The organism is Paenibacillus thiaminolyticus, from assembly GCF_003591545.1.
Taxonomy (GTDB): domain Bacteria; phylum Bacillota; class Bacilli; order Paenibacillales; family Paenibacillaceae; genus Paenibacillus_B; species Paenibacillus_B thiaminolyticus_A.
In genome coordinates, this window is record NZ_QYZD01000002.1 from 376,043 (window position 1) to 391,406 (window position 15,364).

Annotated in this window: 12 protein-coding genes; 2 read left to right on the plus strand and 10 right to left on the minus strand. The window is 56.9% G+C overall.

Annotated features, from left to right (window positions below):
• Positions 1 to 31: 31 nt before the first annotated feature.
• The 4 genes from DQX05_RS04640 to DQX05_RS04655 form a co-directional block, all read right to left on the minus strand.
• Positions 32 to 436, minus strand: a complete 405-nt coding sequence (locus DQX05_RS04640; RefSeq protein WP_119791271.1) for a translation initiation factor 2 — start codon at positions 434 to 436, stop codon at positions 32 to 34.
• Positions 437 to 497: 61 nt separating this feature from the next.
• Positions 498 to 1,805, minus strand: coding sequence for a stage II sporulation protein P (locus DQX05_RS04645; protein ID WP_119791273.1), 1,308 nt, complete (start codon positions 1,803 to 1,805; stop codon positions 498 to 500).
• Positions 1,806 to 1,898: 93 nt separating this feature from the next.
• Positions 1,899 to 3,650 (minus strand): sensor histidine kinase, encoded by a 1,752-nt coding sequence (locus tag DQX05_RS04650; protein ID WP_119791274.1) that lies wholly within the window; start codon positions 3,648 to 3,650, stop codon positions 1,899 to 1,901.
• Positions 3,647 to 4,411, minus strand: a complete 765-nt coding sequence (locus DQX05_RS04655) for a response regulator transcription factor (protein ID WP_182914617.1) — start codon at positions 4,409 to 4,411, stop codon at positions 3,647 to 3,649. Before DQX05_RS04655 ends, DQX05_RS04650 begins: the two co-directional genes overlap by 4 nt.
• Before the next feature lie 239 nt (positions 4,412 to 4,650).
• On the opposite strand from DQX05_RS04655, the gene DQX05_RS04660 reads away from it, so the two are divergent.
• The gene (locus DQX05_RS04660) at positions 4,651 to 5,718 is read left to right on the plus strand and encodes a M23 family metallopeptidase (RefSeq protein ID WP_119791276.1); all 1,068 of its coding nucleotides are present in this window, start codon (positions 4,651 to 4,653) and stop codon (positions 5,716 to 5,718) included.
• A gap of 1,174 nt (positions 5,719 to 6,892) precedes the next feature.
• On the opposite strand, the gene gpr is transcribed toward DQX05_RS04660, so the two are convergent.
• Positions 6,893 to 7,894, minus strand: a complete 1,002-nt coding sequence (gene gpr / locus DQX05_RS04665; RefSeq protein ID WP_119791278.1) for a GPR endopeptidase — start codon at positions 7,892 to 7,894, stop codon at positions 6,893 to 6,895.
• Between the two features lie 242 nt (positions 7,895 to 8,136).
• On the opposite strand from gpr, the gene rpsT reads away from it, so the two are divergent.
• Positions 8,137 to 8,409 (plus strand): 30S ribosomal protein S20, encoded by a 273-nt coding sequence (rpsT, locus tag DQX05_RS04670; RefSeq protein WP_087442064.1) that lies wholly within the window; start codon positions 8,137 to 8,139, stop codon positions 8,407 to 8,409.
• A gap of 89 nt (positions 8,410 to 8,498) precedes the next feature.
• Here rpsT and holA read toward each other — a convergent pair whose 3' ends face one another.
• From holA to DQX05_RS04695, 5 genes are all read right to left on the minus strand, one after another.
• Positions 8,499 to 9,545 carry a DNA polymerase III subunit delta gene (gene holA / locus DQX05_RS04675; RefSeq protein WP_119791280.1) on the minus strand — a complete coding sequence of 349 codons (1,047 nt, stop codon included), beginning with the start codon at positions 9,543 to 9,545 and terminating at the stop codon, positions 8,499 to 8,501.
• A 301-nt stretch (positions 9,546 to 9,846) separates the two neighbouring features.
• Entirely contained in the window at positions 9,847 to 11,145 is a 1,299-nt protein-coding gene (locus DQX05_RS04680) for an anti-sigma factor family protein (RefSeq protein WP_119791281.1), read from the minus strand.
• Positions 11,142 to 11,687: an RNA polymerase sigma factor gene (locus DQX05_RS04685; protein WP_006676277.1), complete on the minus strand. Its 546-nt coding sequence runs from the start codon at positions 11,685 to 11,687 to the stop codon at positions 11,142 to 11,144. Before DQX05_RS04685 ends, DQX05_RS04680 begins: the two co-directional genes overlap by 4 nt.
• A gap of 215 nt (positions 11,688 to 11,902) precedes the next feature.
• Positions 11,903 to 14,509, minus strand: coding sequence for a ComEC/Rec2 family competence protein (locus DQX05_RS04690; RefSeq protein WP_119791284.1), 2,607 nt, complete (start codon positions 14,507 to 14,509; stop codon positions 11,903 to 11,905).
• A 223-nt stretch (positions 14,510 to 14,732) separates the two neighbouring features.
• Positions 14,733 to 15,251 (minus strand): deoxycytidylate deaminase, encoded by a 519-nt coding sequence (locus DQX05_RS04695; protein ID WP_040730788.1) that lies wholly within the window; start codon positions 15,249 to 15,251, stop codon positions 14,733 to 14,735.
• Positions 15,252 to 15,364: the final 113 nt, after the last annotated feature.

A 15,364-nucleotide genomic window follows, 5' to 3' on the forward strand; every position in this document is an offset into this window, starting at 1 on the left:
TCGAAAACAGCCGGTTCCGGGCCCGGGTTCGTCAAAATAATCCGTCGAATAAGCCGACGACGGCGCGGATGCCCGCTTGCGATAAAGTCTGCAGCAAGCCTGCGGTCTGATCGGCCAGCTTGTTGACCGCCGCATCCTGGACAGGAGGAAGCCCCTGCGCCGGAGGCAGTTCGGCTTCTGCCGGCCATTCCCGCGGCGGAATGCCCGGAACCGCTGCTTCCCGCTCCTGCACGGGGGCCGGTTCGGCCGGCCGGCTCGCAAGCGGCTCTTGAGCGGGCCGTTCAGGCCATGCCGAATCGGCAGGGAGGGAGCTCCGGTTCGTATCGACCGGGCCGTATATCCGCTCGATGCTGACAGAGGTCACCTCCATTCCGATGAAGACGCCGACAACCAACAGAACCATCATGCCTACAACCTGCTTCGCGAAGCGGGACATAGCCGGTAGCCTCCTTATCTCATTGTTCCATCAGCCCATCCGTTCAAGCCGTTCCAATTCCTTACCCATTGGCCCCCGGCTGAGTATTCTTCCGGCTTGCCGTATTCCGGTCGGGCGCTTGGACCGGCGCCTGACGCGACTGTTCCTTCTGCTCGGGCTTCATCACCGGCTTCGCGTTCGTCTTCTCACGCACGATCTCGGCAATCAGCTCCGCCAACACCTCTGCGGTCCGGTAATTTTCCTCCAGCGTATTGTCGATGCCCCCGATCTCCATAATTACGCTGTTCGGCGACAACGATTGATTGTATTCGCCGTTCCCCTGCGCCGTCGACTTGCCCCAGATTCCCCTTGAAATGCCGGGATACTTGTTCTCCAGCCGGTCATGAATCTCCTTGGCGAACTTCTCGTTCTCTCTCCAATCGGGATTAGCGCGGCCAATGACAAAATAAACTTGGGCATAAGAGGTCCCGTCAATCTCGACCGTCGAATCTTTGCGGCGCAGCGCGTCCCGGTGGATATCGAAGAAAAATTGGAGATCCTGATGCTCTGCCATCGCCTGCTTTACCGTTTGCTTCGAGTATTTGTAGGAATAGTTCCAGCTATACCCTTTGATCGTCGACGAATAGTCCTGGTTGGAATGAACGGCTCCGATCCCTCGCTTCTGGAGCTCCTTCTGCAAATGCTTCCCGACCAGCGTCACGTTGATTTTGGAGTCGTTCGGATTCGCGCTCTCCTTCTTCAATTCCGGGTTCCACGATTCCCGGTTATGGGAATGATAGATAAAGACGTACTCTTTCAGATCAAAGCTTGACCCGCTTCGTTCCGTATTCGACGGGGCCTGCGGCTGCACGCTCTCCGTCTGCGGCGGAGCGCCTCCGCCCGGATCGTCTGTCGGCTCTCCTCCGTGCTCCGGCAGGGCTGATTCCGCCGGTAGCGAAGGATAATCAACCGGTCCCTTGGCCGATTGATTCCCGACGCCTAACCGGAGCGGAATCGCTTGTTCGCGGTTCAGTCCCGGAACCTCTCCGGCTAGGAGCGATTTCGGATCAAGCAGATTCACATTGGTTGCCATCTGTACGAGGAATTGGGCAATCTGTGTCCGGGTAAGGGAAGATTCCCCCTCTCCAGAGGGCAGATTCGGCATCTCCATCGCAAGCATATCGACAAAGAGGCGGGTGGACAGCTGAGCCGCAACTCCCTTCATCGAAGTAAGCGGCGATGAATCCAGCTTCTGTTCGAGCAATCCTCCCAGGCCAAGCACGATAAAAAACATGGCAGAAGCAATCGATAATAGCAGAAATGTGCGTCCCATGAGCAGCGTCTGCATCCACTTCTGCTTCCATTTGGCAATATTGACCGTGCGGAACATAGAAATGCCCTCCTTTATCCTGCTGTCTCACTCTCTCAATCCATTGCGAGAGTGCATTTAGTAGAATCTATGAGGGCATTCTATGAGCTAGAACTATATTTTTCGGTGCTCCGCATCAGAAAGAGATAATAGAATGACCGTGCCTCCGCCCGGCTCGCTGCTTGCCTCCAACGTGCAGCCATGCGCTTCGGCCAGCTGTCTCGAGATCGCCATCCCCAAGCCGCTGCCTTCGGCCGCCCGATCGGTAGACAGACCGCGGTAATAGCGCGTGAACAAATGACGAAGTGTCTCCGCATCCATGCCCGCGCCGTCGTCCCGGAATTCCAACGCGTCCTCGCCATCCCGGGCAAGAAAAGAGATTGTCAGCGCCGTACCAGGCGGATTGTGGAGAAAAGCATTCATGCAAATATTTTCTATAATTCTGCGAAAATATGTCGGATCGAACGAGAACCATACCGGTATATCCGGCCGCCGCGCCTTCGGATGCTGCGGCAGATCGAGAATGTCGCCCAGCGTCTCCTCCAGCCATGCATCGAGACATAGTCGCTCCCGCTGCAGCGGCAGACTTCCGCTATGCAGACGGTAGGTCAGATTCAAGTCCTGCAGCAGCTGATCCATCCATTCCGCCTTCTCGGTCATGATGCTGGCGAATTCGGCCACCTCTTCCCGCGACCAATCGTATTGCTTCGCCTCCAGCATGCGTGCGTAGCCTACGATAGAGGCAAGCGGCGTCTTCAGATCATGGGACAGACCCGCAAGCCACTCCTCGCGCTGCCGGTCATGCTGCCGCCGTTCCTCCTCGGCGGAGCGGAGCCGGGAAGCAAGCTGGCGGAGCGCCTGTATGACGTCTTCATAAATGCGGTAATTCCGCTTCAACTTGCCGCTGCGCCGCTCCGAACGCGGAAGCCCGCGATGGTCGGCCGGCTCTTCATAGATGCCGTCCGCGATTCGCTCCGTCCAACGCATGACATGGAGCTGGGGCCGGACAAGCCGGGTGCTCTGCCACCAGGCCATGAACAGAAACACAAAGACCATTGTCGCGACGACGCCCCCGATGGCAAGCAGAAAAATATCCTGATAAGAAGCGATGCGGAAGCCGGCCGCAGTCAGCCCCGCTCCCTCTGTCTGATGGGGCATTTGCAGGACCCACGTATCGCCTGTTGCCGGGTTGTACCGGTACGCAAGCAAATGGGAATAAAATTCCGGCTGCATCGACCGCAGCGCGATCTCCTGCAGCGTCAGCCGCTCGGCAACGCCCGCGGGCTTGTTCCAGGCTTCTAGTGTGCGGCCGGCTGCATCCAGGTGGGTCACCCATGCATCCTGCGGCACCAGGAGCCTGCGGACGGATTCTGCAGCCGGAACCCCTTCCTCCCGTGAGGCCAGCCATTCATCCAGCAGCTGCAATTGCGGCGGGTAAGCCCCGTATAATAGCGTAATGTTGCGGCCGCCGACGGAGCGAATATAAATAAAGATGCCGTACTTGCTAGGCAACTCCCTATGCACGTAGGCGACAGCTTCTCCCGGCGCATATTGGTTCGGCATGTCGCTGGGCGCGTTGAAGGAATCGATTACCTTGCCGTCCTCATTCAGCACCTGCAGCCAGCCCCCGCTCGCTGTCAGCCGCTGGAGCACCTCGTCAGGCCAGACAACCCGCCCCTGCCGATTCACCTCCACCGATTCGACAATCCGGGTCAGCTCGCTGGTTGGTAGATTGCGGCTCATATCCAGCGCGCTCATCCGATTGGCGACCCACAGGAAGGCCGCAAACATGCAGCCGAGCAACATCGCGCCGATTAAGAGCCATTGCGATGCGTAATGCCAGGCCAGCCGTCTGCCCAATTTCATAAACCGGGCCTCCCGCTTGACCGTCCGCCGCCGTCCTGCTCCGGCGGCACCAGCTTATAGCCCATGCCGGGCACCGTGACGAGGAGGCTGGGTCTGCCCGGCACTTCTTCGATCCGCTCGCGGATACGGTGGATATGGACCATTACTGTATTGTCATCGCTCATCGCGTCGCAGCCCCATACTCGTTCATACAGCTCCTGCTTCGTGAACATCCGGTTCGGATGACGGCAGAAGAACAAAAGCAGTTGGAACACCATCGCCGGACATTCCACCGGGACTCCGTCGACCCGGAGCTCGCCAGCCGCCTCGTCGACCGAGAATCTTCCATAGACATAGCGGGCGGCCGGAGCGGCCTTCGGTTCCGGAGCCGGCTTCCCCGCAGATGCCAGATAACGCTTGAGCTGCGCCTTGACCCGCGCCGCCAGTTCCAACGGGTTGAACGGCTTCGTCATATAATCGTCCCCGCCTAGCGCGAAGCCGGTCAACTTGTCCAAATCCGTCGTCCGGGCCGTCACGAATATAATCGGAGCATCGGTCGCCTCACGCAGGAACGGAGCCAGCTCGAAGCCGCTTTTTCCGGGAAGCATCACATCCAGCACGATCAAATGGACGGCTTGGCTGGCGCAATACCGGATAGCCTCTTCTCCCGTTGTTACGCAGACTACATCCGTAAACCCCTCCTTCCCAAGCACCGTTCTCACCATTTTGCCAATGGCGGAGTCGTCTTCCACGATCAAGATTCGACCTCCATATATGTTCATCTTGCCGTATTCCTCCTTACCCTGCTATGTATCCGCGACTCCCTGATTTGCTTTCATTTCATTGTACCATGCCCCCCTGTCTCCGGTTCGAACGCAACCTTAACGCAATCTTAACGGACTCCCGCTTCCCGGCAGAATGGACGTAGTAGGTAAGCTAGAAATGAACTGGCGTTACGGTGGAGTTCAATCCGGAGGCTTATGATGAAAGCAGGAGATAGACCAAGAAAGGAAGATGCCCAATGAAGAAGCGATCTCTCGCCGTATGCCTGTTAGCCCTCTCCTCCGTAATCGCCATGAGCGGTTGCGCGGGGAATACAGGCAGTGAGAAGGAGAATCGGGCGGCGGAGGACGGCATTGTTAAGGAAAAGGTATCGGATTCCGGCGAGAACCGGAAAGCAGACGGACAGCTGCAGCAAACAGAGGGGATAGAGACGCAGGCCCAAGAGACGTTGACCGGCAATGACGTCAGCGGCTGGATCGCGGCTCATGAGGGAGCCACGCTGTATGAGCATTTCTCGCCGGAGTTCCAGGAGAAGGTAACCGCAGAGGATATCGATAAGCTGCTTCGCCAAGCCTGGAAAAAGGGAGAGACTCCGGTTCAAATCTCACGGCTTGCGGCGGACGGCACGGACACATACGTATGGAGCAGCGAGGACGGCAAGATGTACTTGACCGCCATGCTGCGCGAAGGCCGGATTCACGGCCTGCTCCTGCGACCGTCCGACCCCCGGGCCACGGATGAGAAGTATACGCGCCATGTCTACCGGATGCCGTTCGAAGGGGAGTGGACGGTCGCCTGGGGAGGAATCAACACGATGCTGAACTATCATTATGAATATCCAGCGCAGCGGTATGCATATGATGTGTTCATCGTGCGCGACGGGGCCAGCCTGGAAGGAGATCCGAAGGACAACGCCAGTTACTTCGCATTCGAGCAGCCCGTCGTGGCACCGCTCGGCGGCAAGGTCGTCAAGGTCGTGGACGGGCATCCGGACAATGTGCCGTTCGAGAAGCCGCTTACGGAGGAAGCAGCAGGTAATCACGTCGTCATCGATCACGGCAACGGCGAATACAGCGTGCTGGCCCATTTCAAAAAGGACTCCATTGTTGTGAAGGAAGGCGATACGGTGAAGCAGGGTGATCGGCTCGGCCTGTGCGGCAATTCCGGCAATTCTTCGGATGCCCATATCCACTTCCAGGTGTCCGATAGCCCTTCCCTGGAGGAAGGGGCATCGCTTCGGATCCGGTTCGAGGATGGAAGCGATCCGGTTCGGGGAGACCAGGTGCAGGGGCAAAACAAGAAGTAACGAGAAACGTATGCTTCGTTCGGGGCATTAGGATTAGGCGCAGGTAAGTTCACGGTAAGCGATGCTGGAGCGGCGTGCAGCTCATTCAAGGCAGCGGGCGCAGGTTACGCTCGCGGTATGCGATGCTCGAGCAGCCGGCAGCTCTTTCAGAGCGGCGGGCGCAGGTTACGCTCGCGGTAAGCCACGTCCGGGCCATGCCCCATCAAAAAACCACCCGCTAAGGGTGTTTTTCTTCAGGGAGGCTAAGACGATTTATATTTGCTATGCCCCGGGATGCACGCCGAAATGGCTTCCACTTGTTGGGTTCGGTTGGAGCGGCTGGGTCGGTTTGTCCAGCTCCGGGGTGAAAATTGCTGCATGGCTACAGTAATTTGCGACAGTTGGGCTGTTCTGGAGTGACATTCCTGCAAAAGTACATCATTTTAACAAATTAGACCTATTATTTGAATGATATAGCTGAAATTCCTGCACTTTTGCAGGAATCCCGTTACAGCATCGATTACTCCATAAAAATGCTGCAATTTTGCAGTTTTGGGGGACAGTTTGGTCAGCTAACGCAGATTCAGCAACAGAGCCAACTTAGTTCACTCGGTTCACTTAACACACGCCATTTACTTAGTAAATTCTAGTTACTTAGTACGTTCAATTTACTTAGTTCATTTTACATAGCGCGTTTAATTTACTTAGTGCGCCAAGTTTACTTAGCACACTCTATTTACTCAGTCCACCCAATTCACTTAGCACACTCTATTTACTCAGTCCACCCAGTTCACTTAACACAGCTATTTACTCAGTCCACTCAGTTCACTTAGCACGCTCTATTTACTCAGTCCACCCAGTTTACATAACACACTCTGTTTACTTAGTCCACCCAGTTTGCTTACTACGCTTAATTTACTTAGTACACTCAATTTACCCGGTTCAATCAGTTCACTAAATCAATCAGTAAGTCAACGCAGTCGACTCACTAAAGTCAAGTCATTTCAATTCAATTCAATCTAAGTCAACCTTCGTCAACCTCAAGCGGCGCAATCAACTCACACTCCGTAAATTCAATCGCAATCCGCTCGCTTAACCCCGTGCAGGTCAATCCCGGGGAGCTTCAAGCTCCCCCCATTTCTTTTATGAGGCCAGGCTACCGGCCCGGCCTCCTGTCTCCGGCCTTCGTCCATCATCAATGTGTGTAGGCGGCCACGTTGCTGCTGTCGACCGCTTCGTGGAGCGCTGCGTTCAGGCCACTCGCAATAATGTTGGCCATATCCTCCATGAATTCGTCGACTTCCTTCGGCGTCACGATCAGATCATGGCCCAGCGGCTCCAGCACTTCCTTCACCAGCATCAGGCGGTCCTGCTCGCCGATCTCATCGAGAATGCCGAGAATCTGCCGGGTCTGGTTCGTCTCCTGCTTGAAGTGGTCACGCATCATTTCGAACGCGTTGTTGACGATGGTCGAAGCGTAGCATACGGTCGGCACGCCGATGGCGATGCACGGCACCCCGAGAATCTCCCGGGTCAGCCCGCGCCGCTTGTTGCCGATGCCGGAGCCGGGGTGAATCCCGATATCGGCAATCTGGATCGTCGTATTGACACGCTCCAGCGCCTTGGAGGCGAGGGCGTCGATCGCAATGATGAGATCAGGGCGGATTCGATCGACGATGCCTTGCACGATATCGCTTGACTCGATCCCCGTCACGCCAAGCACGCCAGGGGCAACGGCGCTGACCTCCCGATAGCCTGGGCTGACCTGATCCGGCATAATCTCGAAGTAATGGCGGGTGACCAGCACATTCTCGACGACGAGCGGCCCGAGCGCATCGGGTGTCACATTCCAGTTCCCCAGGCCGACGATAAGCACTTTGGCGGAAGTCCCGATCCCGATTTCTTCGAGAAAAGAAGCGAACAGCTGCGCGAACGCTGTAGCGACGCGGTCCTGAAGGTCGGAATCTTTGCGCCGCAAGCCCGGCACCTCGATCGTAATGTAGCGCCCCGGCATGCGGCCGATCGCGCGCGATCCTTCCTCTGTCTGCACGTGAATCCGCGTTATTTTGACGCCGCGATCCTCCTCGACATGTTCCTGCACACCTGGGATGGACGCTGCCTGATCAGGGGATGCCATTTCCCTGGATTCCAAAGCCAAATCGGTACGAACCGAATAATTGCGCAAATCCGCCGACATGAGTTCTACCTCCCAAAAGTTCCATTTTGCAGATATTGTGTGTGATGGAGGTCAACTTTATGCGGCAGTATCGGAACTATTAGCTGTCGATGCCTGTCTTGCCTATCGGGAGACCATGGCAAACATATTGCTTTTTAGGGTATGTCATGCTAGAATATTTTAAGTTGTGAATCTATCTCATGCTGATATGGAAATGGTATAGATTCGATTTGTCGCACTACGATGCAACGGAGGTGAATGCAATGCCTAACATTAAATCCGCTGTGAAACGCGTAAAAACGAACGACAAGCGCCGTCTGTTGAACGCTTCTCAGAAGTCTGCACTTCGTACGGCTGTCAAAGCAGCTGACGCTGCATTGGCTAACAATGAAGCGGACAACGCCAAAGGAGCTGTCGCTCTGGCTTCGAAGAAATTGGACAAAGCCGTTACAAAAGGCCTGATCCACAAAAATGCGGCTGCCCGCAAGAAGTCCCGCTTGGCACAAAAATTGAACGCTCTGCTTGCGCAAGCGTAAGCGGCAGCCTTTCATACTTAAATGCAGCAAAAAAGCCCGAAGATATGAACGCTTGCGCGTCTGTCTTCGGGCTTTTTTTTGATGGCGGGCTAGCGGGAAGCAGCCGTTCCGCTCCGCTTGCTGCCCGCCGCCATCCGCATGATGAACATCTCCAGACCGAGCGTCTTGTCCACCCGGCCCGACTTCATCTCATAATCGAGCTCCGCCGCTTCGGCCAACCAACCGGCCAATACATCGGTTCCGTAGGCGCGCGCCTGTTCAGCCGCCATCTTCGCCGCATAAGGATGGATTCCGAGCTGAGAGGCCGCCTGCTGCTGCGTGAAGCTTTGATTCGTCAGCTCCTTAACCTGAAGCATAATCCGAAGCTGCCTGACGATGAGCGCCATAATCTTAATCGGCTCCTCCTTCTGCTTCAGCAGTTCGTGCAGGGTTGCCAATGCCTTGCCCGCGCGATGGCGGACAACATCCTCGACCAATTGAAATACGTTCTGCTCCGTGTTTTTGGCAATGAGCCCTTCGATCGTCGCCGTATCAATGACGCCGCCTTCCCCGGCGAACAAGCAGCATTTCTCAATCTCGCCCGCGAGCGCCTGCAGATTCGTTCCTACTGCATTCAACAGAGCCGTTACCGCTTCCTCCCCGATGGAGCAGCGATGCTTGTCCGTCTCCCGCTTCACCCACTGTGCCAGCTCCTCGGCGCCCAATGGCTGAAAGGCGAGCACCGCTGCCTTCGCCTTGGCTGTCTTGACCGTCTTCTTGCGCTCATCCAGCTTGTCCGCCTGCACCAGGAAGACGATGATGCTTGTCTCCATCGGCTGTTCCATATATTCAAGCAGCCGCTCGGTGCGATGCTCCATCTTGTCCTTGCCGGAGGCAAAAATCGATTGATCCTTGACCAGGATGCACTTGCGGGGCACAAGAAACGGCAGCGTCTCCGCCTCCTCAATCACGGCCTCGATCGGAGCTTCGGCCGTGTCCATCTTCATCACGGCCAATTCCCGGTTCTCGGGCTCGAAGGCATGCTCCAGCAAATAGGTAACGAACTCCTGCATTCTGTATTTTTCCGTACCATACAGTACATATATCGGGCGCGGCTGCCCGCGCTGGATCTCTTTAATCGCCGCTTTCATATCCAATGCCTTATGCCTCCCCTTGTCTCTGCACTTCATGATAGCAAAAATTACGGACCGCCGCAAAAAAACAAAGGGACCGGCGCTGCCCTGAACGGGTGGCGCAAGTCCCTTTGTCCCATACCATCTATGATAAACGCCTGCAACGAAGCTCTAGAAACTCCGTGCAAACGGTCATACGACGTACGGGAACGTCACTTGCATCATTTCATTGATACCTCATCATACGCGAGCCGTACCGAATGTGTGCCGCTTCCCGGGCGGTGGCGCAGCCCATTTTTGGTAAAGCCCGCTCCTTCAACAGCGCCTAGGTGGCCGGCTTGGACGTGCCAGGAACCACGATAGGCTCCTTCTTATCGGCCTCCTCGGCAGCCGCTTCCGTCAGTCCGTTCGAAGATACATCGTATTGGATCTGCCGCTGTCCATCCGCCGTCCGCACCTTCACCTCCAGCCGGCTGCTATCCGATGACCAGATCAGATCCTCCGGTCTGTCGGCGAATGCCAGCGTCTGCAGCTTCGTCTGCTCCGTGTCGTTAACGCTGTACAACATGAGCTGGCCGTTCTCCCATACGACCATCCATTTACCGTCCGGCGATGTCGCTTCCTTCGACGCCGCGAACAAAGAATGACGCTCCAGATCCTTATCCGCTAACCCCATGCTCCCGGCATCGGCGCTCGAACCGTTCTCAGGCGCTTCATATCCCGGAACGACAGCAATGGATGGCGGAACCTTGCTGTCCTGCGGTTCGTCTGGCTCCGTACCGGTCTTCTCCTTGCCGGCCGCCGGCTCTTCGGCCTTCTTGTCTTGAGTGCCAGTCTTCTCTTGCTTCTCAGCAGGCGATGCCACCGGCTTCCGGTCCTTATCCCGGTTCTCCCCCTTGCTCTGATCTCGGTCTGCTGCGCGGCCGTCTGCCGCTGGCTTCGGCGGCGCCGTATCCTGCGCATCCTCGCTCTTCTGTTCAGCGTCGCCTGACGGTTGGGCATCCTGTTGTTGATCCTCGTAAGATACACTGCCTTTGTTGTCCGTTCCGGCACTGCCTTCCTGCGGCACCGGCTTCCCGTCCGGTTGATTGCTCCGGAAAGACTGGCTCGACTCCGGTGCGGCGCCGGACTCCTGCGCCGGCTGCATCAATTCCGCGAAGTCGCCTGCCTGTTCCGTTGCGGTCGGCGGCTTGAACATCACCATGAATAATCCGAAGACGAGACCTGCGGCCACCACTGCACCGGTAGCACGCCATTGTCGCTTGCTATACCATTTCTGAACCGCCGTTACAACCTGCGGCTTCTGCTCCGGCTTTGGAGGTCCCGTCACATCGCTTCCCTGCCGTTCCATGGAACCTGAAGCCTGGGAAGGCGATGCGCCAGCGGCTGCGGCCTGCTGCTTATCTATCTGCTGCAATGAAGGCAATATCGCATCCACTAAGCTGTAAGGCGGAGTGACCTTCGGCAGCTGAACCAGTTCTTGATGAATGTTCTCTAACCGTTCTGCCATCTCGGCGCAGGCGGGGCATCGGCGGATATGCTCTGTCAGCAGGCTCTCTTCCGACTGCTTCAACTCACCGTCCAAGCTGCGTTGCTTCAGTTCCATCACCTCTGCACAGTTCATCCTCGTACACCACCTTTCTCATAATCTTGCAGCATCGTCTGCAGTTGTTGCCGGGCGCGAAATAGATAGGATTTGACCGTGTTCAACGGCAAATTCAAGCTCTCCGCAATCTCGTTGTATGAGAAATCTTGCAGATATCGCAGAACGACGACCGCACGATGATGTTCAGGCAGCCGATCTATTGCCTCACGTATGTCCTGAGCCACGTATGCGGACATTACTTCCTTCTCTACACTTTCTTCCCCGACAAATACGAGGTCATGCTCATCAATCGAGACAGTCGGGCGATTGCGACGGAACTTGTCAATGCAAATATTCGTTACAATCCGCTGCACCCATGTTTTGAACTGAGCTTTTTCCTCATAAGATTCAATTTTGGAATAAATCCGAATTAAGGCTTCTTGGGACGCGTCCAGTGCATCCTGCTCATTATTGAGAATATAATAAGCTGTCCGATACACATATTGTTCTATTTCCCGCAAAAGAGTGATTAAAGCGTCGCGATCGCCGGATTGAGCGGCTCGTATTAGTCCCGAATCCACTACCTGTTATCCCCCTCTCTTGCATATCCATTGACGTGCCTAAGCCGCAAATGGTTGCAGTGGTTAGCTTCCAATTTGTAGTTTATTCTCTCATTCGCATAAATTCATCACTTAGCATAGCAAAAAATGCCTTGTTTTGCATTGCATGATACAACAAGGTGACAAGCCGCAAAAAGCACGTCAAGCCGACGTGCTTCGAAGCTCCCTCTCTAACTCTATGGAACTATCCTATCACGCTTTGTCCGCACCTTCAAACCCTGCGCCGTCAGCCTGAACTGGATCTCCCCGTCCCAATCGGTCCGCAGCACGTGCACCTGCGCCCGCTCCAGCGTGGCTAGCACGTTCGGATGCGGATGCCCGTAGCGGTTATTGCGTCCGAGCGAGATAACGCCTGCCGCCGGCCAAATCGCTTCCACCCATTCCGGGGTGGATGATGTCCGGCTTCCGTGATGCGCCACCTTGTATACATCGACGGGCGGCAGCCGTTCCGGGCCAGCAGCGCCGGCCAGCATGCGCCGTTCTCCGCCGGCTTCCACATCCCCCGTCAGCAGCATCGTCGCCTGCGCCTTGCTTCGCGGATGGGTTAGCGTCAGCAGCAAGACGAGGGAGGCGCGATTTTGATTCTCCTCGTTCGGGAGGAGACCCGCTTCGCTATCTGGGATCGGATAGAGGACATCTATCCGGGTCCATTCGTCGACCATCCACGAATTGCCGGCCTGCCCGCCACTGATCGGAATGCGCTTCTCCAGAGCCGTCCGGTAGAGCGCAGTCATCGTCGCCGAGGACTTCCACGTGCCGTTCGTAATGAAGCGGCTGACCGGCATATGCCGCAGAACCGCCAAGAGTCCGCCGGCATGATCTTGATCCGCATGCGTCAGCACGACCGCATCCAACTGCCGTACGCCCCGCTGCTTCAGCAAGGGGACGATCACCTTCTCGCCGATCTCGAACGGCACGCGGCGTTCCCTCCACTGATCCCCCGGCCTGCGGAACGTTGCCGTCCCTCCTCCGTCAACCAGCACATGCTTGCCGGAAGCCGTACGAATCAAAATACTGTCTCCTTGGCCGACATCAATGAAGCTGACCAGCGCATCCCTCCCGAGGCCATCCCCATATCCCCACACAAGAGCCGCAACGAGCGGAACGGAGGCCAAGACGAAGACGATGCGGCGGATCCCTGATGAAGAGGGGCGAACCTCCACGAATGAGCCGAGCGGCTGTGTATCCCCATCCTCCGTCGCCTCCCTGCTCGGCAGCGAGGCTCTTCCACCTTCAGCCGTCCGGCGCCATGAAGCGAAGACGAGACAGAGACTGCCGTAGTAGGCCCCAATCCACCATAGCGGGAGCTGCGGCCAAATGAAGCTCGTGCCTTCGATGGCTGCCAGCCATTCGACGATCCGGAACGTCAGCTCGTTCATCTGCGACACGATCCCGGCTAGCGACCGGGCCGCCGGCTCATAGAGAAGGCCTGCGAGGAGCGAGAGCGTTCCTGCCGGAAGCACGCCGAGACTGATGAACGGGACGAGGAGGAAGTTGGCCGCGAACGACAAAAGCGAAAATTGATGGAAATAATAGACGGTCAACGGAAAAGATACGGCCTGGGCGACCAAGGTCACGGCGGCGGAAGAGGACAGCCACGGCGGCCAGTCCGGCAGCAGCCGCATGACGCGGGGCACCCCGATAATCAAGCCGGCGGTCACGGCGAACGACAGCTGAAAGCCGATCTGAAGCGCATAATACGGGTCCCACAGCAGCATCGCCACCAGGACGAGGGCCAAGATGTGGAGCCCGTCCTTCAACCAGCCCTTGCGCAAGCAGTACAAGGCAAGCATCGACATCAATCCGGCCCGGATCACCGAAGGAGCCGCTCCGGTGAGCAGCATATACATCGGGAGGCAGCATTGAACGATCGACATCCCTTTTTCCTTCGATAAGCGGAGCAGCCGGAGCAGGCCGAGCAGCGCTCCCGCGAAGACGCCGACATGAAGTCCCGAGATGGCAAGCACATGCGTCAGACCTAGCTCCGAGAACTGGCGGTATGTTTCCGGATCCAATTCCGTCCGGCTTCCAAGTACCAGCCCTTGCATATATCCGCTATGCGGCTGCTTATACAGCCGCTCCATCAGCTCCAGCAGCGCGCCGCGAACCCGGTCGACCCGGGCAAGCGCCTGGTGCACGGCCTGTTCCGCCCGCTGGTATCCGTTCCGGCTCAACATATCAATGATAACGGCCTGCTCCGCTCCAGCAACCTGGATAATCCAATGAATTCGCTGCGGCCGAAGATATTCCCGATAGCTGAACGCCCCGAAGTTCGACGCCTCTCCCGGCGCAGACAGCTGGCCATGAAGGCGTACGGGCTGACCTCGCTCCCAGCGTTCGACCATATCCAGCTCTGATGGCGCCGAGAGGCGGATCTGGACAAGCATCTTCTCGTCTACGGGCTCGGCCTCGGCTCGTTCATCCCGCTGCCATGAGACGGCCCGGAACTGGAACTGCACCCGGTCCCCATCACGCTCCGCCGGAGACAGGATATATCCGTCCCAGCTTCCCTCTGCGGCCGGCTGGCTGGCATCGGCAGGCGGCGTCCAGCGGCTGGCGTTGCGCTGTTCCGTTACAATGTATAGCAATGCCGAACATAGAAGCGCCGCTCCATATAGTGCTGCCTGCCTCACGCTACACCAGCGAAGCGCGCATCCTAGCGGAAGCAGCAGCAGCAGTCCCGCCACGGCCAGTACGGCGTGAACAGCGGATAATACGGCCGCGGCGTGAATCCCGATGACGAAGCAGCCGGCCACGGCAACAATCGGTCTGCGCGACAGCAATGTTAAGCTCACCTCCTGGTTTTTGTTTGGTGTGACATGGTTCTTGGCATTGTTTGGTGTGACATGGTTCTGCATTCGTTGTTGGCTCTTCTTGTTAGGCTGATTCAGGCAGACACCCAGTCAAGGTTCGCCGAACGCAAAAAACCTCCACGCCATCGTTCCGTGGCCGCCCATTGTTCATGGCGTGCCCGGAATTCCGGCATGGAGGTTCTTCCCCACATCATTAATTTGTCGTATCCATTATCGTTTCCTGCGGCGGCTGATAGGAGGCCAGCGTCCGGAACGTAATTCCCTTCTGCTTCATCATCGCCGCAACCTTCTCGCTATCCTTCGGATAAGGGCGGTGGTAGACGATCTCCGTCACGCCGCTGTTCGCCAGCATATTGGCGCAGGTCCAGCACGGCTCGTCCGTTACGTACACCGTAGAGCCCTCTCTGTCGATCCGGTCCGTGAACAGCAGCAGATTCTGCTCTGCATGAATGGTGCGGATGCACCGTTCCTTCTTCACCATCTGCTCCTCGCCGTCAACGACGATCTTCTCATACTGCTCCACAATCATGCATCCGGCTTCGCTGCAATCCGGCACGCCCATCGGCGCTCCGTTATAGGCCGTTCCGAGAAGCTTCTTGCCCTGCACCAGCACAGCGCCGACATGCCGCCTAGGACAGCGTGAACGTGTAGACACCATATAGGCGATATCCATGAAGTAGGTGTCCCAATCTTTGCGTACACTTGTTGTCATCCGATTCATTCTCCCGTCTGTAGTAGGCTGATGACCGCTGCCATCGTTCTTACTTTCATTCTAAGCACGATACCTTCGCTGCGCAACCAGATTCCTCACCGGATGTTCGTCCC